This is a genomic window from Corallococcus sp. bb12-1, assembly GCF_026626765.1.
Classification (GTDB): domain Bacteria; phylum Myxococcota; class Myxococcia; order Myxococcales; family Myxococcaceae; genus Corallococcus; species Corallococcus terminator.
The window spans coordinates 47682-68887 of record NZ_JAPNJZ010000022.1 but is presented as its reverse complement, the minus strand read 5'-3'; the positions used below and the strand labels follow the sequence as shown (position 1 = coordinate 68887).

General features: G+C 69.4%; 18 protein-coding genes. 2 read left to right on the top strand and 16 right to left on the bottom strand.

All coding sequences use genetic code 11. The features are described from left to right. Positions 1–81: 81 nt before the first annotated feature. The 9 genes from OV208_RS27450 to OV208_RS27410 form a co-directional block, all read right to left on the bottom strand. Positions 82–1647, bottom strand: coding sequence for a PH domain-containing protein (locus OV208_RS27450; RefSeq protein WP_267576879.1), 1566 nt, complete (start codon positions 1645–1647; stop codon positions 82–84). Continuing rightward, positions 1637–2122, bottom strand: a complete 486-nt coding sequence (locus OV208_RS27445; RefSeq protein ID WP_267576878.1) for a PH domain-containing protein — start codon at positions 2120–2122, stop codon at positions 1637–1639. Before OV208_RS27445 ends, OV208_RS27450 begins: the two co-directional genes overlap by 11 nt. A gap of 158 nt (positions 2123–2280) precedes the next feature. Beyond that, positions 2281–2583 (bottom strand): PRC-barrel domain-containing protein, encoded by a 303-nt coding sequence (locus tag OV208_RS27440; protein ID WP_267576877.1) that lies wholly within the window; start codon positions 2581–2583, stop codon positions 2281–2283. A gap of 19 nt (positions 2584–2602) precedes the next feature. Continuing rightward, a complete protein-coding gene (locus OV208_RS27435; RefSeq protein ID WP_267576876.1) occupies positions 2603–3409 on the bottom strand; it encodes an acyl-CoA desaturase in 807 nt (268 codons plus the stop codon). A gap of 95 nt (positions 3410–3504) precedes the next feature. After that, entirely contained in the window at positions 3505–5160 is a 1656-nt protein-coding gene (locus OV208_RS27430) for an ATP-binding protein (protein ID WP_267576875.1), read from the bottom strand. 197 nt (positions 5161–5357) lie between these two features. After that, positions 5358–6818, bottom strand: coding sequence for a multicopper oxidase family protein (locus OV208_RS27425; RefSeq protein ID WP_267576874.1), 1461 nt, complete (start codon positions 6816–6818; stop codon positions 5358–5360). Next, positions 6799–8226, bottom strand: a complete 1428-nt coding sequence (locus tag OV208_RS27420) for a TolC family protein (protein WP_267576873.1) — start codon at positions 8224–8226, stop codon at positions 6799–6801. The genes OV208_RS27425 and OV208_RS27420 overlap by 20 nt, the downstream gene beginning before the upstream one ends. A gap of 160 nt (positions 8227–8386) precedes the next feature. Beyond that, positions 8387–9031: a methyltransferase family protein gene (locus tag OV208_RS27415; RefSeq protein WP_267576872.1), complete on the bottom strand. Its 645-nt coding sequence runs from the start codon at positions 9029–9031 to the stop codon at positions 8387–8389. 86 nt (positions 9032–9117) lie between these two features. Next, complete coding sequence (locus OV208_RS27410; RefSeq protein WP_267576871.1) at positions 9118–9663, bottom strand: RNA polymerase sigma factor; 546 nt, start codon at positions 9661–9663, stop codon at positions 9118–9120. Positions 9664–9796: 133 nt separating this feature from the next. Here OV208_RS27410 and OV208_RS41275 point away from each other — a divergent pair, with 133 nt between their 5' ends. Further along, a complete protein-coding gene (locus OV208_RS41275; RefSeq protein ID WP_324291418.1) occupies positions 9797–11425 on the top strand; it encodes a Tox-REase-5 domain-containing protein in 1629 nt (542 codons plus the stop codon). Positions 11426–11438: 13 nt separating this feature from the next. Then, positions 11439–12155 carry an immunity 52 family protein gene (locus tag OV208_RS27395; RefSeq protein WP_267576870.1) on the top strand — a complete coding sequence of 239 codons (717 nt, stop codon included), beginning with the start codon at positions 11439–11441 and terminating at the stop codon, positions 12153–12155. 16 nt (positions 12156–12171) lie between these two features. Here OV208_RS27395 and OV208_RS27390 read toward each other — a convergent pair whose 3' ends face one another. The 7 genes from OV208_RS27390 to OV208_RS27360 all read right to left on the bottom strand — a co-directional run bounded on the left by OV208_RS27390 (position 12172) and on the right by OV208_RS27360 (position 21067). Then, complete coding sequence (locus OV208_RS27390) at positions 12172–15300, bottom strand: efflux RND transporter permease subunit (RefSeq protein WP_267576869.1); 3129 nt, start codon at positions 15298–15300, stop codon at positions 12172–12174. Next, positions 15290–16483 carry an efflux RND transporter periplasmic adaptor subunit gene (locus OV208_RS27385; RefSeq protein ID WP_267576868.1) on the bottom strand — a complete coding sequence of 398 codons (1194 nt, stop codon included), beginning with the start codon at positions 16481–16483 and terminating at the stop codon, positions 15290–15292. Before OV208_RS27385 ends, OV208_RS27390 begins: the two co-directional genes overlap by 11 nt. After that, positions 16480–17748 carry a TolC family protein gene (locus OV208_RS27380; RefSeq protein ID WP_267576867.1) on the bottom strand — a complete coding sequence of 423 codons (1269 nt, stop codon included), beginning with the start codon at positions 17746–17748 and terminating at the stop codon, positions 16480–16482. The genes OV208_RS27385 and OV208_RS27380 overlap by 4 nt, the downstream gene beginning before the upstream one ends. A gap of 102 nt (positions 17749–17850) precedes the next feature. Further along, positions 17851–18165 carry a hypothetical protein gene (locus OV208_RS27375; protein WP_267576866.1) on the bottom strand — a complete coding sequence of 105 codons (315 nt, stop codon included), beginning with the start codon at positions 18163–18165 and terminating at the stop codon, positions 17851–17853. Between the two features lie 102 nt (positions 18166–18267). Continuing rightward, positions 18268–19101 (bottom strand): N-acetylmuramoyl-L-alanine amidase, encoded by an 834-nt coding sequence (locus tag OV208_RS27370; protein ID WP_267576865.1) that lies wholly within the window; start codon positions 19099–19101, stop codon positions 18268–18270. Positions 19102–19254: 153 nt separating this feature from the next. Continuing rightward, entirely contained in the window at positions 19255–19533 is a 279-nt protein-coding gene (locus tag OV208_RS27365) for a hypothetical protein (RefSeq protein WP_267576864.1), read from the bottom strand. Positions 19534–19537: 4 nt separating this feature from the next. Further along, the gene (locus OV208_RS27360) at positions 19538–21067 is read right to left on the bottom strand and encodes a DUF4331 domain-containing protein (RefSeq protein WP_267576863.1); all 1530 of its coding nucleotides are present in this window, start codon (positions 21065–21067) and stop codon (positions 19538–19540) included. Positions 21068–21206 lie beyond the last annotated feature (139 nt).

Sequence of the window (21206 nt, the reverse complement as noted above, 5' to 3'; positions counted from 1 at the left end):
GACAAGGCGCGCGTGGAGCCTGAGGCAGCGGCTGGGAAGGAGCCGATGAAAGGGAAGACACCGCGAGTGGGAGGTGTGGAGTCAGACAAGAGCCTGGGGCTGATTTGCCCCACGGCACCCGATGGGGTGCGCGCCATCCACGCGCCGCCGGGCCGGGAGTTGGTCGATGAGGCACTGGGCTTCCTCCCAGCCCACGCTCGGCAGGACGACATGAGATCCCGCCACGTCGATCCTCACGTGCCCGATGCCGTAGCCGCGCTCCAGGGGACCCTGTCGCGCGCGAACGGACTGGATGCGCGCGCGCTGCACCACCGTCGTGCGCCGCCTCCAGAAGCCCTGGCGCACCACCACCAGCGCGTCCGTGATGAGCCATCCCTGGAAGCGCCAGTCGAACCACGCGGCCATGAGCTGCGCGGGCAGCAGGCCCCACGCGAGCGCGCCCCAGGCGCCCCAGAACCACGTCGCGGGCGCGGCCACGAGCACGCTCAGCCCCACCGCGCGGATCCGTGCCCGCAGCAGTGCCTTGGGATGCGCGGGCTTGAGGGGCAGGGCGTCGATGGCGTCGGGCAGCTCCGGCACGAACTCGCGCAGCAGGCCGGGCATGATCGCGGTGGGCACGACCGGCACCAGCAGCTCCGCGCGCTCGGTGGCCTCGTTGCCCGCCCGGACGCCCGCGGTCTCCACCTCCACCGAACCGAAGCCCAGCGCGCGACGCAACAGCGGCTCATCCAGCACCACCTGCTGGATGCGCGCCCGGCGCACCGTCACCTGTCGTCGCGTGATGAGCCCTCCCACCGCGCGCAGGTGCGTGCCGGTGTCCACCAGCCGGAAGCCATGGAAGCGCAGCACCGCCCGGGCACCGCTCACCAGCCACAGGGTGAACAGCCCCGCGAGCGCCGCCACCGTCGCGGCCATCCACCGCATCCCGGGGGCCGCCACCGCTTCCCAGTGCGCCTCCATCCACGGCAGCAGCAGCTTGTGGAAGGTCTCGGTGATTTCGTGCAGCGCGCCCATCACCACCGCGAGCACACCCACGCCCAGCGCGGTCGCGCCGTAGAGCAGCAGCGCTCCCAGCCGGGCTTCGGAGAGCACGCGCTCGCCCTGCACGGCTTCTCCCGGCAGGACCGCCGCCGCTGGACCTTCTCCGCGCACCGCCTGGAGCGCATGGATCAACGCCTGCGCATCCTCTGGCGTCAGGCCTCGCAAGTGGCCGTCCGCCTTGCCTCCGGAGGCCGTCTCCACCTTCACCTCCACCAACCCGAGCAGCTTGGACACGAAGGGCTGGAGCACCTCCGTGTTCTGCACCCGCGCCGCCTCGATGAAGCGCGAGGTGCGCGTGAAGATGCCGGAGCGGATCTCCAACTGGCGGCCGTCCACGCGGTAGCTCAGCGTGGCCACCTCGTAGAGGCCGGCGGCCAGCATCACCAGCGCCAACGTCCCCACGATGACCCAGAGGACGACGGGCAGGCCGCGCTCGCCCGCGAAGTACGTGGGCAGCAGCGCGCCCAGGAACACGCGTCCCACCGTCGACGTGAGGGGCACCAGCGCCGCGAGCGGGGCCTTCGCGCTCAGGCGTTTCCAGGGAACTTCGTTCGTTCTGGGCACGGCCTCCGAGGAGACGGAGACCGGCACGGGCTCAGACGACATCGTCCGCCTCGCGCCGCACCAGCTTCTCGCGCAGGGCATCCGCCGTCTCCCGCTTGAGCCCGGGAATCTCTCCGTCCGCGCCACTGCCCGCGGCGGTGAAGATCTGCAGGCGCGCCAGTCCCAACGAACGCTCGATGGGGCCCTGGTGGACGTCCACGTGCTGGATGCGGCCCGCCGGAATGGACACCACCTGGTGCAGCAGCACGCCGTGGGAGATGACCAGATCGTGCTCGCGCAGCGCCCAGCCCCAGCGCTCGTGCGCGCGCTGCGGATACCACGCCGTCAACACGCTCAGGCCCAGCACCACCGCGCACGGCAGCAGGAAGGGCCAGTGCTCCACGCCGGAGAACGACAGCGCGAGCGCCACCCCGAAGGCCACGGCCCCGTACATCCCGAGGCGCAGCAGCGCCCGGATGCGGAACAACGTGAGCGCTCCGCGAGGGAGGCGTTCCAGCGTCGGCAGGGGAGCGGTCATCGGCGGTTCCTCCGGGAACGTCCCGAATGTACCCCCATCCAGAGCCTACTGCTGGAACTTGCTTGTGAAGCTGGGCCTGTCTTCAGGTTTTTGCTGGTTGATGTCTCAGCGGGGTCCCCGCTGTTTCACGGACGTCTTTCTTTCGCGGGCGTGATGACTCAGGGGGCCTGCGCGGAAGCGGCTTCAGCGGAAAGCGTCCGGTGCAGTTCCTCCACCGTGACGGCGAGGAGCACGGTGTCGCTCACGGAATGGACCAGGCGCGTGGGCACGTCGACCCGGCCCGCGTGGAAGTAGTTCCAGTAGACGCCCAGCTCGTCGGCGCTCTCCGAAGCCAGCTTCACCTGGAGCACTTCCACCCTCCAGGTCTCGTCGTCGATGGTCAGGGTCTCCACCGTCCCCAGCGTTTGCCCTCCCGCCGCGACGACGGTGCGCCCCTGGGCGACGCTCTCTGAAAATCGCATGTGTTGTCTCCTCCCTCACTCACAAGGATGGGGACGCCGCGAGCGCTCCGCCGCTGTTCTCGCGGAGGGGGACCCTGCCTCGTGCCGCCTGCTCGCCCTGCGGGGCCTGTGCGATCCGGATGAGCTTCAGGCGGGCGAGCAGGCGCATCACCTGCCACGTGGGATCCAATTCGAAGCGCTTCGCCGCGAAGTCGGGGCTCGCCGGCCGGGCGTGGTGGTTGTTCTGGAACAGCTCCCCCATGCACAGCAGGTCCATGGGCAGCGTGTTGCGGGACGCATCCCGGCTCGCGAAGTTGCGGTAGCCGTAGCGGTGTCCGCACCAGTTGACGATGGCGCCGTGCACCGGCCCCATCACGAAGTGCATGGGCAGGAGCGCCCAGTGCCACTTGCGCGTGGCGAAGCGCTTGTAGAACAGCGTGTAGAGCGCGCCGAAAGCGACGCGCGTGGTCCATTGGTTGAAGAGGCGATCCACGGCGGGCCATTCGGGATACCCCCCGAGGAAGCGCGGCTCGGAGGCGGTGCGGCCGGTGAGCAGGCCCGCGTAGCGGCGCGCCGTCTGGAGCATCATGCGCAGCGGATTCTTGTGGTGCGCGGGCGAGTGCGGATCGCGTTCGGTGTCCGCGAAGGCGTGGTGTTCGCGGTGCATGATGGCGTAGGCGCGCGGGTCCAGGAAGCTGGAGCCCTGCACCAGCGCGGTCGACAGGTGCAGCGCCCGCTCGGTGCGCGGCCCCATCGTGTACATGCGGTGCGCGGCGTAGCGGTGCTGGAAGAGGCTCTGGAAGAGCACGCTCAGCGACCAGTGTGAGGCGAAGGCGAATGGAATCATGAGGGGACAACGCCCCCTCATGTCAGCGCCCTGTCAGGCCGGTCCCGAAACAGACGCATCCGTATCGCCGGGCCTGCGTTGCGTCGGACCCCTGCCTACCGCGCGCTGGATTGGAGCGGTCGGGCGTCCCACGGCAACTCCAGGGTGAAGGTCGTCCCGGTGGTGGCCTCGCTCGTGACGACGACCCTGCCGCCATGCGCCTGGGCGCATCCCCACACCAGCGTCAATCCCAGTCCCCAGCCCCTGGCGGGCCCCTCCTGCGCGGACCGGGTCCGGGTGAAGGGCCGGAAGATGTTCTCTTGTTCGACCCGCGGAATCACGGGGCCGGTGTTGTGCACGGAGACCCGTGCCCCGGCGTCGGCGCGGGAGACCGTGAAGGTGATGGGCTGGTCGGCCGCTCCGTACTTGAAGGCATTGCCCCCCAGGTTCCACAGGGCGCGGCGCAACTCCTCGGCGCTCCAGAAGCCGCGTACACGGTCAGCTGTCTTCAGGACGAAGCGGTCTGCATGGAGGGTGTTCAGCTCCTCGACAACCTCCCCGGCGATCCCTCCAAGGTCGCACTCGTCGATCCGCAGGGGAAGCCGCTCGCCCGCCCGGATGCGGTTCGCGTCGAGCAGATCCCGGACCATCTGGTCCGTGCGCTCGATGTTCCGGTCGATCCTCAACGCCAGGTCGCGCCGCTCGTCCAGCTTCTCTGGGAAGCGCATCAGCATCTGGGCGCTCATCTTCGCCGCCGCGAGGGGGCCGCGCAGGTCGTGCGCCAGGACGGAGACGAACCGCTCACGCAGGTGCCGCTCGGCCTTGAGATCCTCGATCTTCTCTTTCAGGTCCGCATACAGCTTGGCGTTGTCCAGGTGGATGCTCAGGTGCTGTCCCAGGGACTGGAGCCGCGTCTTCTCCCGGGAGGTGAACTCCCGGATATCGGAGATGCCCACGTACAGGACCCCCATCAGCGCGTGGTGGGGAGGAAGCCGGACACCGAGCACGGAGTGGATGCCGCTGTTGCGGAGCGCGCTGCTCACGGTCAGCGTCGTGGTCCTGGCATCCGGGAGCGTGCTGGTTTCCTCTCCGCCTGCCGCGACCGTTCCGGGGAAGGACACCGGGTCCAGGGTGGCGGCGTAGTGTTCGAATTCCTCATCCGCGGCTCCCGCGGAGGCCGCGGTCACGAGCGTCTGGCTCGCCGGCTCGTACAGGAGCAGGGCCACGCTCTGGGCCCCCATCGCTTCGAGGATCAGTTCGAGGACCTCCTTCAGACGGTCTCGCAGGGTCGCCCCGTCCGAGACCAGCGCCTCGCTGGCCACCTGCTGGAGCAGGCGCAGGTAGCGTTTCTCCGTCTGCTCATCTTCCAGCAGGTGTCTGCTGAAGAGATCCGTCACGGCCGTCGAGGCCGCATGCAGTTCGGTGAAGAGCCGTTCGACATCCTGGACATCGGGTTGTTGGTCGAGCGGAGCGCTGCTCCACATCCGGGTGATGCACCGTCCCAGGAGGGCGAATTCCTCGACGACCTCCGCCACGTGGAATCCCTGGCGAAGCCGCGCGGACACGTGGCTTTCGACGTACTTCTGCTGGTCGCTGATGCCAGTCCCCGGCGTCTCATGCATGTCGGCAAGAGAGGTCAGGTACGTCGGCATGATGTTCCTGAACTCGGGGCCCCCCAGGCCTCGGGCCGACGCGGTCCGGTTCGCCTCCTCCGTCCACCGCCGGATGATCTCCGTGTGATGACTCCGGATGATGTCCGCCACGCTCCCCATTGCGCATCCCCTGGCACCCACCGGGCCAGGAAGCGCGCTAGCACTGCGGGAAGGGATGCGCGAGCGGGGCGGCGGAGTAGTGCGTCGAACTGTGCACTTAAGACAAAAGTGACGGTCGAGCCCAGTCAGCGCAAGGGCTTGATTGCTGACGACGGTCTGGTCGTCTGGCAGGCGTTCGTGGCCTTGCGGTGGGGTGCTCAGCCTCTTCGGGTCCCTCCTGGCTCCGCGCTCGGCGGGGCCTCCACGTCGATGCCGTCGCGGCGCAGCTCGTCTTCCTGCGCGAGCTGCGCCTGCGTTCCCGGAGGCAGCGTGTACCAGCCAGGGTCCCCTTCGCCGTCCAGCCGGGCGCGCACCTTGAGCAGGGTGAACATGCCGCCCATGGTGATCTCGTCGTAGGGCCCCTTGCCGCCCACCATGGCGATCGAGTTCGAGGGCACCGGCATGTGGTGCATGCCGCCCATGTCCCCCATGCCCGTCTGGCCCATGGTCATGTAGCCGGGCAGCAGCGGGCGCACCTTCGCGTCCAGGCCGCCGGGCTTCACGCCGATGAGGTTGGGCAGGTCGTGGCCCATCTGGTTCATCACGTGGTGGGTCATGTGGCAGTGCATGGCCCAGTCGCCGGGCTCGTCCGCGACGAACTCGATGGTGCGCGTGCTGCCCGTGGGCACCAGCACCGTCGTCTCCGGCCACTGCGCGCTGTCGGGGATGCGGCCTCCGTCCGTTTCGGTGATGCGGAACTGGTAGCCGTGCAGGTGGATGGGGTGGTGGTCCATCGCGCTCAGGTTGCCGAAGCGGATGCGCACGCGCTCACCCTGGCGCACGACGAGCGGCTCCGTGCCGGGGAACGCCTTCGCGTTCATCGTCAGGATGTTGAAGTCCGTCATCTCGTTGGGATCCGGGCGGTTCGTGCCCGGGTCGATGCGCCACTCGTGCAACATGATGGCGAAGTCGCGGTCCACGCGCGGGCCCACCGGCTTGCGTGGGTGGATGACGAACATCCCCACCATGCCCAGGGCCATCTGCGTCATCTCGTCGTGGTGCGAGTGATACATGCCCGTGCCCGTCTGCCGCACGGTGAACTCGTAGCGGTAGGTCTCTCCCGGAGCGATGGCCTTCTGGTTCAGCCCACCCACGCCGTCCATGCCGTTGGGCAGGAGGATGCCGTGCCAGTGCACGGTGGTGTGCGCGGGCAGCCGGTTGGTGACGTAGAAGCGGACGCGGTCGCCCTCCACCACTTCAATGGTGGGCCCGTGCACCTGGCCGTTGTAGCCCCAGCAGGTGGCCTTGAGGCCGGGCGCGAATTCGTGCTCCACCTCCTGCGCCACCAGGTGGAAGACCTTCACGCCGCCCACGTCCTTCCATGGCAGCTTCGTGCCGTTGGGCACCACGATGGGTCGGTAGTCACGGCCCGCCCTCCCGGGAGGCAGGTGCGTCTGACGGGCGACCGCGCCTCCCGTGGCTGCAGCGGAGTCCGCACGCGGGGCCTTCGCGCCGGGCACGGCCGATTGGGCCTGGGCCTCGCGGCCGTGCATCAGCAGGGCGCCGGTCGCCAGTGTGGCGCCGGTGCGTGCCAGGAGGCTCCGGCGCGTGAGGGCAGGGGCCTGGGACTCCGTGTCCTCGGGCGCCCGTGGGGATTCGTCAGTGGGCAGGGTGCTCATGGGTGGGTTCCGGAGAAGGGGGAAGGGGTGACGGAGGAGGGGCGGCGGGCGCGGTGCTCTTCGGGAGGCGGCCTCCCACGAGGCGCTCCAGGTCGGCGCGGGTCGTCCAGTAGTCGCGGACGGTCTCCAGGTAGGCGCGCCAGGCCTCCACCTGTTCACGCCGGGCGATGAGGAGCGCGGGCAGGCCGATCTGCATCGCGTTGTACTGGCGTTGCGACTCCTCGACGATGGTGGTGCGCAGCGGGAGCACGACCTTCTGGTAGCGCTCCGCCATGTTCCGGAGCGTCATCAGCCGGGCCCTGGCGGCGCGCACCTCCGAGCGGGCGTTCACGGACAGCTCCGTCAGCCGGTCCTCTCCCTGGCGGTACTGCGCTTCCAGTCTGGCGATGAGGGCCTGTCGCTGATCAAAGATGGGCAGCTCCAGCGACAGCGTGGGGCCGAAGAGGCGTGGACCGTTGGCGTCGCGGTGCGTGTGCACGCCCACCTCCACGCGGCCGAAGAAGCGCGTGCTGCGGGCAAGTTCCAGCGCGTTCCACAACAGCGACGCCTGCTTGCGAGCCGCGTCGATGTCCAACCGCTGCCGGATGGCGAGGGTCTCCAGGTGTTCCAGCGAAGTCTCCGACGCGGGCACCTCCGGCAGTTGTTCCGACAGCGTCCACTGGACCCGCGCGCCGAACAGGCCCATCAGCCGGTTGAGGTGTTCGCGGGCGTCGAACAGCGCCAGCTCCTCCTGGGCGAGATCCAGGCGGGCCTGCTCCAGCGAGGCCTGCTCGGTGGCGAGCGCGAGCGCGGTGACGTTGCCCGCGGTGCGCTGCCGGTTCGCGAGCTCCGCCGCGGCGTCGGCGGCCTGGAACACCTCGCGGCGCAGGGCGACGAGCTGCTGGCGGGCCTGGACCTCGGTGAAGGTCTGGCGGACCTCCGCGGTGGTGGCCAGGGCTTCGTGCGCGACGCGCAGCGTGTCCGCCATGAACTGCTCCTTCGCCACCCGCTTGCGCAGGGGCAGCGTGAAGAGGTCCACGAAGCTCTGGACGATGGAGAACTCCGATTCGGTGACGCCGTCGGAGGACAGCGGGAAGCCGATGCTCCCGTCGAAGGACGGGTTGGTGAGCAGCCCGGCCTGCACCATGTCCGCCTGGGACACGCCCAGCTCCTCGTACGTGCCCTGGAGGGCAGGGTTGTTGAGCAGGGCCACCTCCACCGCGCGGTCCGACGTGAGGGCTTCCGCGAGCAGGGCATCCAGGTGCTGTTGCACCTGTGCGTCCTCCGGCGTGCCCTGGTTCCAGCGCGTCTTCAGTCCCGTGCGCTCCTCCACGAGCGTCGCCACCTCCGAGTGTCCGCGCTCCTTCTGCACGGAGGCGCAGCCACCCAGGAGGAAGACCGCGAGGAGGCAGGGGTATTTCCAGTGCACATGAGACCTCGGAAGCGGCGTGCCCGTACGGCAAGCCAGGATGCCGGCCACGGATGAGCAAGGGACGGGCCAGGACGTTGCTTATCGCAAACCCACGGAACGACGGCGTTCGGAGCCACACGCTCGCGCCGCACCGGGGGACGAAGTGTGACCGTCAACGTCACACTGTGACGCCCGGGGCCGTGGGGGGCCCGAGTCGTCCCACGCCCGGCACGAAGCGGCCCACGCGCTCCGCATAGCGCGCGTAGGCGTCACCGTGCAGGCGGAGCAGGTGGGCTTCCTCCAACCGCACCTGGAGCGAGACGAGCAGCACGTAGTCGAGCCAGCCCATCACCGTCCAGGCGCTCGGCGTGGCGAGCGTCACGCCTGTCACCACGGTGAGCATGCCGCTGAAGATGGGATTGCGCACGAGGGTGAAGAGGCCGCCTGTGACCAGCTCCGTGCGCTCGGAGTCGATGCCGATGCGCCACGAGGCGCCCATCTCCAGTTGGGCGCGCACCGTGACGAAGAAGCCCACGACCACCAGTGCCCAACCGCTCCACCGGAGGGCGTCGGGGACACGCCAGAGCCCCAGGGCCTGCTCGCCGAGCGCGAGGTGGGCTCCACTCCAGAGCACGATGGCGAGCATGAACAGCGCCATGCCCACCCCGATGATGCGTTGGAGTGGCGGCCCCGAACGGTGCAGCACCAGAGCGGGCCGACCCGTGCGCCGGCGCAGGCGCACGGAGGGAAGGACCATGGCGAAGAGCAGGAAGGCGAGGGTGGTGAGGGGGAGGGCCGGTCGGGTGAAGGCTGCGCTGTCCATGAAGGCCTCGTGAGGAGGGAAGCGGCGTCGCCGCCCCTGTTTCCCCAGGCTGACGTCCGGACCCGCGCGGCCTTACAGCTGCTCTTTCAGGAGGGCGAACAGGCGCAGTCCACGCACCCCTCCGCGCAGCAGTGACCGCAGAGGTCCACCAGTTGTCTACCCAGGGCCTGTCGGGCACGGTGCAAGCGCACGGCGGCGTTGTTGGCGGAGATGCCGGCCTCCTGGGCGAACGCGGCGACGGTCACACCCTCCAGGTCGACGCGGCGCACGGCCTGGGCGTATTCGGGCTTGAGGGTTCCGGCGAGTCCGGCCACGCAGCCGCACACGGTCGCCTCCAGGCCCGGGTCGTCCTCCGTGGACAACGGCTGCTCGCGGCCGAGGGATTCCAACGCCGAGGATTCGCGCCGCGCGCGGCGATGCGCGTCGACCAGGGCATTGCGCAGCAGCCGGTAGAACCAGGCCACCGCGCTCTGTTCTTCGCGCAGCGCTCCGCCCTGTTCCATGCCCTTCACGAAAGCGGCCTGTAACACTTCGCGGGCCGCTTCCTGGCTTCCCACGCGCGGCGTGAGGAACGCGAGGAAGGCATGGTGGTGGCGCAGCAGGGTTTCAAGCACTTCGGGTGACAGGCTCATGCGGAGGCCTTGCTCGCCGTGGTGCGCGGGTCGATTTCGTGCCCGTCCATGCTCACGAGATAGTCCGTGGGTCGCGGAAGGTGCAACGCTCCATCGTGAGGCGTCACCTTGTCAGGGCAGGGTGGATGCCGCCATGTCGCCTGCCTTCGAGAGAACTGGCTGGGAGTGGACGATGCGCGCGGATGGCGTGGTGGTGCTGTGCCTGGCACTCGTGGTCACGGGTTGCGCCGGGGTGGAGGCGTCCTCTGGGAGCAGAGGTTCACGGGGGCTCCGGCAGCGGGCGGCCTACGCATTGGACGGCTCCAGTGAAAGGCGATGGGGCCCCGAGGCGGAAGACGAAGACCCGGAGGAAGAGCGCCGCCGTGAGCCGGTGCGCATGCCGAGGGGGACGGTCATTCTTGGCGGTCGTCCTGGTGAGTTGTCGCGACAGGCCCTGGAGATGGGGCTGTTGGACGTGGACGCCTTCGAGAAGTTGCTGGTGCGCGCGGGACTGGAGAACGTGGACGAGCTGCCCGTCCGTCGCAATCCCTTCACGCCCGAGGACGCGGTCGAGGTGCTGGGGCGGCTGATGGAGAAGCCGGTGACACTGCGCGCCTTCCCGCCGCGCATGGCGGCGGCCTTCCTCCTTCGCGAGGTGCTGGAGCGAGGAGAAGTCTCCCGGGAGGAAATGGTGCGCCGGGTGGCCCGCTTCTCCCGGGAGCAGGTGGCGGTGCTGCGGCCGGATGGCTACCTGGCGTGGGCGCTCAACGGGAGGACGCAGCAGAAGGTGGCGCCTGTCGCGTGGAAGGACGGAGCGTTCCGCGCGGGTTACTTCGAGCTGGGGCGTTTCTACAGCGGACGGGGCGGCGTCTTCCGTCACGTGGATGCACAGCTGCGCGCCTCGGACTGGAGGCCCCTGGCCGAGGTGTACGACGACGCGGACGTCATCAACCGCTCGTTGGATGGCGCGGAGGATGCGTTCTTGGGCCTGTACCACGCCGTGGGACAGGTGCTCTCCCGTCCGACGGACAGCATCGCGGGATTGAGGCACCTTCCTGCGGGTGTGGTAGCGCTCATCGCGTCGTCGCCCGAGTACTGGGAGCGATTCCAGCTCATGACGGCGGGGGAGCAGATTCGCGAGGTGGCGCGGCTGGCGACGAATGTCCTCGTCACCTGGGGAGCGGCCTCCGCCACGACGCGCACGCTGACCGGAGTGATGGCGGGAGCCGAGGCCACGGTGCCGGTGCTCTCCTTGTCGGCGGAGGGTGTGTTGCTGCTGGAGCGCATCGCGGTGCCGGTGGGGCGCGCGGCGACGGTGTTGAGCAGTGGGTCCGGGGCCGTCATCGTCCTCCAGCGCGCGAACGCCTCCACGAATGGAGCCGCACCTTCGGCGGGGCCCGGCAAGTGGGGTCCTTCCAAGGAGTCGATGTCCGAACGGGCCCGGCGCTACCAGGAACAGATTTCAGGGCACTCGGCGGACGAGGCCTACTGGGTGGAGGGCGTGAAGTTCGATGGCTTCACGGACGGCGTGCTGCTGGACGCCAAAGGCCCAGGGTACGCGAACAAGTTCCTCGACAATCTCACGCCCAAGGTCTGGTTCGAGAAGTCAGGAGCGAACGCACTTGTCGAGCAAGCTCAGCGACAGCTCCGTGCCTCCAGCGGTACAGGAACCCAGATCCGGTGGCATGTCGCGGAGCAGAAGACGGCTGAAGCGATCCGGGACCTTCTGCGGGGGAAGGGCTTCACGGAAATTGAAGTCGTCTTCACTCCTCCACTACCTTGAGGTGAGGCCCCACATGACCGAAACCATCTACGCGGGTTCTTACTGGGGAGCGCGAAAGGAGTCTGCGGAGGCGTGTGCCCTCCGCATGGAACGTCTCTTCGCGAATCTCGCCAGCGTCGATTCCAGTTTCGCCCAATGGTTCCAGCAGGGCAGATCGCGCAAGGCCGCGCTCCTGCGTCCCATCGAGCCAGGCGGGTCTGCCCTTGAGGCATTGATTCGCCGGGGCAGGGATCGCGTTTTCGAGGACCTCGGGTTCCGAGTTCGCGGCTGGAATGGCGTGACCGATGATCATGACGCCAGCGGTTTGGATGTCACCTGTGGTGGTTACACCCAAGCCGTGAACAACTTCTGCGTCTTCAGCCTCCCCACACAGGGGCCTCATGCCGAGAGGGTGTTGACCGCGCCCATCCTGTGTGGGCTTGTTCGGAGCATGGCCACTGCCTGGGAGCCGGAGTGGGCGATCGCGACCTCCACGGCTCACCGAAATAGGGTGACCGACAATCCCAAGCCCGGAACCTTTGTCGGCTGGATCATGTACCTCGCCCGTAGTCGTGGCCCCGTGCCCCCACTGCCAGCCCCCGTGCGCATCGAACCCGTCGAGGACAAGGGCACGCTGATCATCCTCACCCCCGAGCGCTTCACCGTGAGCAACCCGGAACACGTCGCGCTGGCCGAGCACGTCCGGGGCCTCCTGGACACCGCAGGACTCATGAAGCCCCTCACGCCTTGAGCCCCGGGCCACATCCTCACGCGGTGGCCTTGCGCGCAGCCCGTCGGGCCGCCATGCGTTCCTGGAGGCCGTGCACCAACGCGTAGAACGTGGGCAGTGCCAGCAGCGTGAAGAGGGTGGACGTCACCAGCCCGCCCACCATCACCACCGCCAGCGGCCGTTCTATCTCCGTGCCATGCAGCGGCAGCACCAGCAGGGGCAACAGTCCGAGGATCGCCGTGCCCGCCGTCATCAGCTTGGGCCGCACCCGCCCCAGGCTCGCTTCGCGCACCGCCTCCGGGAAGGGCTTGCCCCGAGCGATCAGATCCTTCGTCTGCGACACGAGCACCAGACCGTTCTGCACCGCGATGCCGAACAGGCCGATGAGCCCCACGAGGCTGGACACATTCCAGGTCTCCCCCGCGATGAGCAACGCCAGGATGCCGCCCACGAACGCGTCCGGCAGCGTCGCCAGGATGACCAGCGCCTCCGCCACCGAATCCAGCGCCAGGTACAGCAAGATGAACACCGCCAGCAGCGCCACCGCGATCGCCGCCGTCAACGACTGCGCCGCGCGCTCCTGGCTCTCCACCTTGCCGCCCACGTCCACGAAGTAACCCGTGGGCAGCTTGAGCTGCGTGGCCAGCACCTCGCGCAGCTCCTTCGCCGTGCCGCCCAGGTCCCTGCCGGACACGCCCGCCTCCACCGCGATGCGCCGGCTGCCCGCCTCCCGCCGCACGCTGCCCGCGCCGAACGTCTCCTCAATCGTGGCCAACTGCCCCAGCGGGATGCGCGTGCCGTCGTGCCCGTCCACCAACAGGTTGCGCAGCGCGTTCATGTCGCCCCGGCGGTGGTCCGCCAGCTTCAACACCAGGTCGTAGCGGCGCTGACCCTTCCAGATCTGCGCGGCCTCCTCGCCCACCAGCCCCACGCGGACCGCCTTGATGACGTCCCCGGGCGTCAGCCCCACCCGCGCCACCGCGGCGCGGTTCACCTGGATGCGCAGTTGGGGCAGCCCACTCAGCTTCTCCACTCGCAGGTCCTCCACGCCCTCCACCTTCGCCATCAACACCCGCGTGCGCTCCGCGAGCGTCGCCAGCGTGTCCAGGTCCGGCCCGAAGATGCGCACCGACAGGTCCGCCGGACTGCCGCCCAGCCCCTCGTCGATGCGCATCCCCAGCGGCGTGGTGAAGAGCGCGGACACGCCCGGCACCTTCTCCACCGCTTCGCGCATCCTCGACTCCAGCGCCTCCCGGTCTCCGGTGACATCCTTCTTGAGCACCACCAGCACGTCGGAGAGCGTGTGCGGCATCGGGTCCTCGGTGCGCTCGGCGCGGCCCGTGCGGCGCACCACGTCCTCCACCTCCGGGAACTCGCGCAGCACGTCCTCCACCCGGTGGTTCAGCCGGTCCACCTCGTCCAGGGACGCCTCCGGAGGCAGGATTGTCTGGAGCAGGAACGCTCCCTCATCCAGCCGGGGCATGAAGTCACTGCCCACCATGAACGCCAGCCCCAACGCAGGCACGGTGACGGCCAGCGCCACCACGCGCACCAGCCCCGCGCGGCGCATGCACGCCTCCAGGAGCGGCGCGTACGCGGCCTTCGCCTTGCGGATGATCCACACGTCCTCCGGCGCATCCTCGCGCGGCGCTCGCAAGAGCAGCCCCGACACCACCGGAACCAGCGTGAGCGCCAGGGCGAGCGACGCGGCCAGACACGCCACCACCGCCGCCGCGAGCGGCTGGTACATGCGGCCCTCGATGCCCGTCATCGCGAACAACGGGATGAACACCGCCACGACGATGAGCGTCGCGAAGGCGATGGGCCGCCCCACCTCCAGCGCCGCGTGCAGGGCCTCGTCCCGCACCGAACGGCGTCCCTTGCCCTCGCGCAGGTCGTGGATGACGTTCTCCACGACGATGATCGCCGCATCCACCAGCAGGCCCACCGCGATGGCCAGTCCTCCCAGCGTCATCGTGTTCAACCCGATGCCCGCCGCCTTCAAGAGCAGCCCCGCCAGCGCCAGCGACAGGGGCAGGGTGAGCGTGACGATGAGCGCCGCCCTCCAGTCCCCCAGCATGAGGAAGAGCACCAGCACCACCAGGAACGCGCCCAGCAGGATGGCCCGGCCCACGCCTCCCAGCGCGGAGCCCACCAGCTCCGACTGATCGTAGACGACGCGCAGCTCGACGCCCGGCGGCAGGGAGCGGCGCAGCTCTTCAATGGCCGCGCGCACGCCTTCCGTCACCCGCACCGTGTCCGCGCCGAACTGCTTGCTCACCCGGCAGCTCACCACCTCGCCCTTGAGCCGGTGGGCCAGCCCGCGCCGCAGGGCCGGGGCCTCGCGCACGTCCGCCACGTCCCCCAGCAGCACCGGGGTGCCGTCGCGCAGCGCCACGACGGTGTTGTTCAGGTCCTCCACCGTCTCCGCGCGGCCCATCGCTCGCACGGTCCACTCCATGGGCCCCTGCACCACGAAGCCTCCGGACGCGTTGACGCTGGCGCCCTCCAGGCCGTGCTGCACCTCGTTGAGCGTGATGCCTCGCGCCACGAGCTGATCCGGATCCAACAACACCTGGAACTGGCGCAGGTAGCCGCCCAGCCGCTCCACGCCCGCGACCCCTGGCACCGCGAGCAGCCGGTTCTTGATGTCGAACTCCGCCAGATCCCTCAGCGTCATCAGGTCCGCGCTGCCGGGCTCCGCCTCCAGCGTGAACTCGAAGACCTCGTTGAGCCGGCCCGTGAGGCTGGACACCAGCGGCGTGTCGGTGCCGGGCGGCAGCTCACCCTCCGCCTGGGCCACGCGCTCCACCACGTACTGGCGGCTGCGGAAGTAGTCCGCGTCCGGTTCGAACTCCACCGTGACCTGCGTGACGCCCAACTGCGAGGTGGAGCGGATGCGGCGCACCTCGGGCAGGCCCGCCAGCGCCACCTCCATGGGGATGGCCACCGCCGTCTCCAGCTCCTCGGCGCCCATGGCCGGGTTCTGCACGATGATGTTGAAGATGGGCGCGGACAGGTCCGGGAAGACGTCCTGACGCAGGTTCTTCAGCGCCACCGCGCCAAACGTCGCCAGCGCCAGCACGAGCACCACCGTCAAACCGGGCCTCGCGAAGGACGCGGTGAGGATGCGGCCCGGCAGCGACGCGCGGGGATCAGTGGCCATGTTCGTCGCCCCCGCCCTTGGACTTCTCCACCTCGGCCTTGAGCAGGAACGCTCCCTCCACCACCACCTGCTCCCCGACGGAGAGCCCCGACAGCACCTCCACCAGCGTGCCCACGCTGCGCCCCCGGCCCACCTCGCGCAATTCGAAGACACCGGCCTCCGGCGTCGGGATGAAGGCCACCCAGCCGTTCTCCACCCGCTGGAGCGCCGCCGCCGGCACCGCCGTGAGCGTGGCGTCCGAGTCACCCAGCGGCACGGACGCCGTCGCGGACATGCCCGGCCGCAACTGCCCCTTGCTGTTGTCCAGCTCCAAGCGGACGGGGATGGTCCGGCTGGACGGGTCCACCCGCTGCCCCACGTGGCCCACCTTCGCGGGGAACTCCTGGCCGGGGAACGCGGCGAAGGTGACACGCGCCTCGGTGCCGGGCTTCAAGCGCACCGCGTCCCGTTCGAACGCGTGGACGATGAGCCACAGCGACGACAGGTCCCCGATGCGGAACAGGGGCTGGGAGGGATCCGCCATCTGCCCCAGCCGCGCAGCGCGCTCGATAACGGTGCCGTCGATGGGCGCCCTGAGCACGAAGTTCGGGGTGCCGTCGCTGGAGGCGCCGCTCGTGCCCAGGGACAACAGCGAAGCCTTCGCGGCGGCGACCTCCGCCTCCGACGCGGCGGCCTCTGCTTCGGCGGCCTGCACGTCCTTGCGCGCGACGATGCGCTCGTCGGCCAGCGTGCGCTTGCGTTCGGCGGCCTGCCTCGCGGCGGTGGCGCGGGCCTGCGCGGCCTGGAGCTCCGCGCGAGCACGGCCCAGCTCCGGACTCTGGAGGTCCGCCAGCCGCTGGCCCTGCTTCACCGCCTGGCCCGTGGTGACGACGACGGCGGCCACCCGCGCGGGCACCGGCGTGGACACCTCCGCGTAGGCATCCTCGCTGAACGTCAGCTCCCCCAGCGCGGTGACGCTCTCTCCGCCGGGGCGCGCCTCCACCTTCGCGGTGGTGACGCGCAGGTCCCGGAGCATCTCCTGGGGGACGTGCACGTGGTGCTCATCCTCGGGTTCGTCATGGGTCTTCGCCGGGGCGGCTTCGTCGTGTCCGTCCTCGTGCGCGTCGTCGTGTCCGGGCTTGGAGGACTTGCAGGAGGTGAGGCCCACGACGAGGGCGGTCAGCAGCAGGAGGGTGGACTTCATGGCGTGACTCCCATTTCCACTGCGTATTGCGCCCGGGCGAGGCCGACCTCGAGCAGGCTGTCGAGCCACGCGGTCCGCGCCTCCAGCGTGTCGCGCCGGATGAGCATGAATCCCGCGAGATCCAACTCCCCGGCGTCGTAGGAGCGCCGGGCGAGCGATTCGTTGTCGGCGAGCAGCGGCAGCGCTTCGGCTTCCAGCAGCTCCAGCGCCTCCACCCGCGCGAAGTAGCGCCCGCCCGCGGCGGATGTCTGGTTCGCCACGGCCATCCGCGCGACCTTCAGCAGGGAGTCGAGGCGGCTCGCCTCGGCCTCCGCGCTGGCGCGTGCCTCCTGCCCCCGGGCGAAGACAGGCAGTGGCACGCTGAGCGTTCCCAGCAGCGCCGTTTCGTCGGCCTCGCGCTGGTAGCGCACGCCCAGGGTCACGTCTGGAAGGGCCTCGCGCCGTCCCAGGGTGGCGTTGGCCTGGGCCTGGGTTTGTTCCTCCTCCAGAGCCGTGAGGTCCGCGCGCTCCAGCTTCTTGCGCATGTCCCTGGGAAGGGGTGCCAGCACCAGCGTCCGCAGGTCACCCTGGACGCTCGGCACCTCTTGAATGGTGGCCCCCAGCAGGGCACGCAGTTCATCCATCAAGGCCGAGGCCTCCCCGCTGGCGAGCGCCTGCTCCGCCCGGGCCCGGGCCCGGGCCACCTTCGCCACGTTGACGTCCACCACCGGGACGTCACCGGCCTCGAAGCGTCGCTCGGTGGCGTGAACGGTGTCTGTCAACGCCACCACGACGGTGTCCGCCAGCTTCACGCGCTCCTGGGCGTGCAGGACGCGAAGGAAGCGGCCGGCCACCTCGCCCAGCACGAGCCGTTCGGCGTCGCGCACCTGGGCTTCCTCGCGTGAAAGGCCGGCCCGCGCGGCGCCCCGGCGCAGGCCCTGCTGGCCTCCGATTTCGAGGGGCTGTGAAAGCCCCACCGCGAGATCCATCCCCCGCTCGCCCGTGACGAGCCTGCGCGGGCCCGCCTGCAGGTCGAGCTGCGGATTGCCTCGGAGCAGCGGCGCGGCGCCAGCCACCTGACCCCGGGCGGCCTGGACGTGCGCACGGGCTTCCAGCAGGGCAGGGGCCCGCTCCCGGGCCAGGGCCAGGGCGGCTTCGAGCGTGATGGGCGGACCCGAGGCCCTCCCTTGATAGGCGCGTCTCTGGGTCGGACCCGCGTCGGCGGGGGACGTCACAAGCAGGGCGGCGGCGAGCCCGAAGGCTGCCGTCGCGGAACGGTTGAACACGGAGGGGACCCCTGGAATGGCGGGCGCCGCGCACCAGCGGTCCCGGACAGGGCCGGGCACACCGGTGGCGCAAGCGCGTGCGAACGGACGACGGACGCGGGCCTAGACCAGGGGGGCTATGGGGACGTGCAGGATGTCATCCGCGTCCGCGGACGACGGCACTACGGCGTCGAGCAGGATGCGGAGGGAACGGGGCGCGGAGCTCACGAAGCCCGGCAGCGGAACGGCGACGGCCAGCGGCTTCACGTGGCTGCAACAGGCGCAGTCCACGCAGGTCTCCGCGCACTGACCCTGGGCGTCGTCATCCGAACACCCGGTGACGCAGATCTCCGCTGGCGCCGGTCCGAAGGCATGCGCGAGGCCGCCTCCCACCGGAGCGAGGATCATCAGGCAGATGAAGAGCCAGAGTCGGAGCACCGGGCGTTCTTCTAGCACGCTCCGGCGCCCCTTCGCACCCTGGCAGGCGATAGAGCGCTCCCGAGGATTGCCTCAAGGGAGCACTCCGGCGTCAGGCCCGTCTCAGGTCCCGATGCCCTTGCGCAGCTTGGCCCAGTCGAAGTTGGCCGCCGGGTCGTCCTTGCGGCCCTTGGGCACCGCGACGTCCTTGTGCCCGACGATGTTGCCCGCCGGCACCTTGTACTCCTGCTTCAGGTAGCCCACGAGCTGCGTCAGCGCCTTGTACTGGGCGTCGGTGAAGGCCGTCTTGCCGCTGCCGTCGTTGACGATCTCGATGCCGATGGAGCGCCCGTTCACGTCCGTGGGCACGCCGTTGAGCTCGCCCTTGCCCGCGTGCCAGGCCCGCTTATCGTCCCCGACGAGCTGGTAGATCTTCCCGTCCCGGTCCAGCATGTAGTGCGCTGACACCTTGCTCGCCGGGTCGCGCATCCACGCCATGTCACCCTTGCCGTTGTTCGTCCCGGTGTGGTGCAGGACGATGGCGTCGATGTTCGCGCCGTTGCGCGAGTCGGAGTTGGGGGACGGCGCGCTGATGACCGCCGGCTTGGTGAACTTCCCCGGCTGGGTGGGCGTCGTCGGCGTCGTCGGCTTCGCGAGCGCCTTCTTCAGGGCCGCGGCCGTCTGCTCGCCGTAGAAGCCGGTGGTGGGCAGCTTCTGGTCGCCCTGGAACTTCTTCACCGCCGCCTCGGTCAGCGAACCGAACGTGCCCGGGCCCGTGGCCGCCTGCGCCTTCGTCAGGTAGCCCAGCTTCACCAGGCCGTCCTGGAGCTGCTTCACCTTCGGGCCGCTGTCACCCTTCTTCAGCCCGGCGGGCGGCGCGGTGATCGCGGGGGCCGTGGCCGCCGTCCGCGAAGTCACGGAGGCGGTGACGCGGGAAGCGATGGAGCGGATGCTCATGATGTAAAATCCCGGTAAAAGTGAAGAGAGGTTGCTTTCGCGATTATCGCCCCGGTGCGCCGGAAGTTGTGTGATCCGGCTCTCAAGATGAAAACAGCCCCGAGACCCGGGTTTCATGCCGGGCATCGGGGCTGCGGGTGATCGGCCTTCCGCCTACTGGAAGAAGGCGGGCGGGAACGCGTCCGCCGGCTCGGTGTCGACAAGATTCTTGTCGTCGAGCGTCACGGGCGTGCCCGTCTCGTTGGTCTGGTTCTCGATCTGATCCCGCACGAAGGCCGTGAACTCGGTGGTCGTGGGGCCGGCGTCCGGCGTCCCGGAGTCGGGCGTGCTGCCGCCGTCCGGCTTGTTGTCGTCGTCGTCGTCGCTGCATCCGGTGTAGGCCAGGGTGGCGCCCAGCGCGAGGATGCAGGCCATGGCTCTCAGGCTGCGCATGGCATCACGTCCCGTCGCCGTTGGCGCCCGCGTTGGGCGTCCGCAGATAGGGGAAGGTGGCGTCGAACTGCGACGCATCCTGGAGCACGCCGTCGTTGAACGGGATGTTACGCGACGGGGCCTGGGTGTCGTCGGCCAGCAGGTAGCCCATGGCCACGCGCAGCTCGATGTCCACCACGTCGTCGCCGGGGCGGCGGCCGTTGGGGAAGCCCGCCGGATCGCAGCCCGCGAGGCCGGTGTCCAGCTTGCCGTCCTTGAAGCAGCCCGCGGCACCCAGGTTGTTCTGGGTCGCCTTGGCGGTGGCGGGCAGCGCCATGTTCAACCGCTGCATCTCCGCCGTGGAGCCGTTGGCGTTGACGCCGGTGACGCCGGTGAGGAACGCCGTCACCAGGTCCGTGCGCGGGAAGACAGTGGGTGCCCTCACGCCGTCGTCGGTGAAGAGCGTCTCCAGCAGGGCGGGCAGGGTGGGGTTCGTCACGTAGTTGGCGAACTGGCCGTCGTCCTTGGGCTCGCTCGCGTTGAACTTGTCCTTGTCCGGCAGGCCGATGACGATCTCGTTCACCAGCGGCATGCCCAGGCGGCTGACCTGCTGCCACGCACCGCCGTCACGCGAGGGCTTCGCGAACGTGGGTGACGGGTTGATGGCGCGCGCCTGGCGCACGCTCGCGGACGTCCAGCCACCGATGACGTCCTGGGTGCCGGCCTTGAGGCAGGCGATGGGCACTTCCAGGGCCAGCGTGGTGATGTTGTTCTTCGCCAGCGGGTTGGGCACCGCGTTGCGCTGCGCCGCATTGGCGATGACCGACGCGGGCGCGTTCACCAGGTCGAACACCGGGCCCAGGTTGACCGCGAAGGACTCCTTGCGCTGCCCGACGAACACGCGGCCCGGGGTGGCACAGTCCGGGATGTTCACCGAATAGATGTGCTCCTTGGCGTAGGCCTCGTACACGGCCGGCAGGCCCAGCGACTTGGTGCCGATGTAGTCCGTGGGCTTGCGGAACGTGGCCAGACCGCCCGCCGCGTTGGTCACGTCCTTGGCGGCGCCGGTGCGGCGGTCACCGCGGACGACCTTGAGCGTGAAGGACTCCTGCACGTTCAGGTTGGCCTGGTTCGCGGTGGTGATGGGGCCCACGTTGAAGAGCGGCACGGGGACCGTCTTCGCCTGGGCGCCGGTCCCGATGGTCAGCGCCGCGCCGTTGTTGGAGTTGGCCAGCGTGTTGGTGAAGCGGAACTGGAAGGTGAGGTCCTCTTCCCCGTTCCCATTGTTGTCGATGTGGATCTCGTACAGCGCTTCGGGATCCAGCGTGAAGAAGTTGGGACCGCCGTATGGCTCCTGGAAGGGGACGTAGTTGGCGATCATCGTCACGAAGTCCGCGCGCGTCGCCTCATAGCTGCGGAACATGTAGAAGTCGGTCGCGTCGACCTTGGGTGACTTCGTGATGAAGGGTGCTTCCCGGTGACTCGACGCAATGGCGCTCGACGCGCCCAGCGTGGTCGCGACGGTGAGGACCGCCGCGAGCTTCTTCGCTCTCATCTGAACCTCCTGCTGCGTTGGATGTATTTGTTGGAGTCCCCGGGTGTCTTGCAGGCGCAGGACATACCTCCGGGTCACAGCAATACGCTGATGGGATTCGCGTGGATTTCCGGAGCGGACGGAAGGCCTGCGCTGGAGG

What these genes read in the sequence shown, in the direction of transcription:
- OV208_RS27370 (WP_267576865.1), bottom strand. Translation starts at nt 19,101, where the DNA reads ATGAGCATCCGCTCCATCGCTTCCCGCGTCACCGCCTCCGTGACTTCG.
- OV208_RS27425 (WP_267576874.1), bottom strand. Translation starts at nt 6,818, where the DNA reads ATGAGCACCCTGCCCACTGACGAATCCCCACGGGCGCCCGAGGACACG.
- OV208_RS41275 (WP_324291418.1), top strand. Translation starts at nt 9,797, where the DNA reads ATGTCGCCTGCCTTCGAGAGAACTGGCTGGGAGTGGACGATGCGCGCG.
- OV208_RS27395 (WP_267576870.1), top strand. Translation starts at nt 11,439, where the DNA reads ATGACCGAAACCATCTACGCGGGTTCTTACTGGGGAGCGCGAAAGGAG.
- OV208_RS27385 (WP_267576868.1), bottom strand. Translation starts at nt 16,483, where the DNA reads ATGAAGTCCACCCTCCTGCTGCTGACCGCCCTCGTCGTGGGCCTCACC.
- OV208_RS27365 (WP_267576864.1), bottom strand. Translation starts at nt 19,533, where the DNA reads ATGCGCAGCCTGAGAGCCATGGCCTGCATCCTCGCGCTGGGCGCCACC.
- OV208_RS27440 (WP_267576877.1), bottom strand. Translation starts at nt 2,583, where the DNA reads ATGCGATTTTCAGAGAGCGTCGCCCAGGGGCGCACCGTCGTCGCGGCG.
- OV208_RS27410 (WP_267576871.1), bottom strand. Translation starts at nt 9,663, where the DNA reads ATGAGCCTGTCACCCGAAGTGCTTGAAACCCTGCTGCGCCACCACCAT.
- OV208_RS27450 (WP_267576879.1), bottom strand. Translation starts at nt 1,647, where the DNA reads ATGTCGTCTGAGCCCGTGCCGGTCTCCGTCTCCTCGGAGGCCGTGCCC.
- OV208_RS27415 (WP_267576872.1), bottom strand. Translation starts at nt 9,031, where the DNA reads ATGGACAGCGCAGCCTTCACCCGACCGGCCCTCCCCCTCACCACCCTC.
- OV208_RS27445 (WP_267576878.1), bottom strand. Translation starts at nt 2,122, where the DNA reads ATGACCGCTCCCCTGCCGACGCTGGAACGCCTCCCTCGCGGAGCGCTC.
- OV208_RS27390 (WP_267576869.1), bottom strand. Translation starts at nt 15,300, where the DNA reads ATGGCCACTGATCCCCGCGCGTCGCTGCCGGGCCGCATCCTCACCGCG.
- OV208_RS27430 (WP_267576875.1), bottom strand. Translation starts at nt 5,160, where the DNA reads ATGGGGAGCGTGGCGGACATCATCCGGAGTCATCACACGGAGATCATC.
- OV208_RS27360 (WP_267576863.1), bottom strand. Translation starts at nt 21,067, where the DNA reads ATGAGAGCGAAGAAGCTCGCGGCGGTCCTCACCGTCGCGACCACGCTG.
- OV208_RS27435 (WP_267576876.1), bottom strand. Translation starts at nt 3,409, where the DNA reads ATGATTCCATTCGCCTTCGCCTCACACTGGTCGCTGAGCGTGCTCTTC.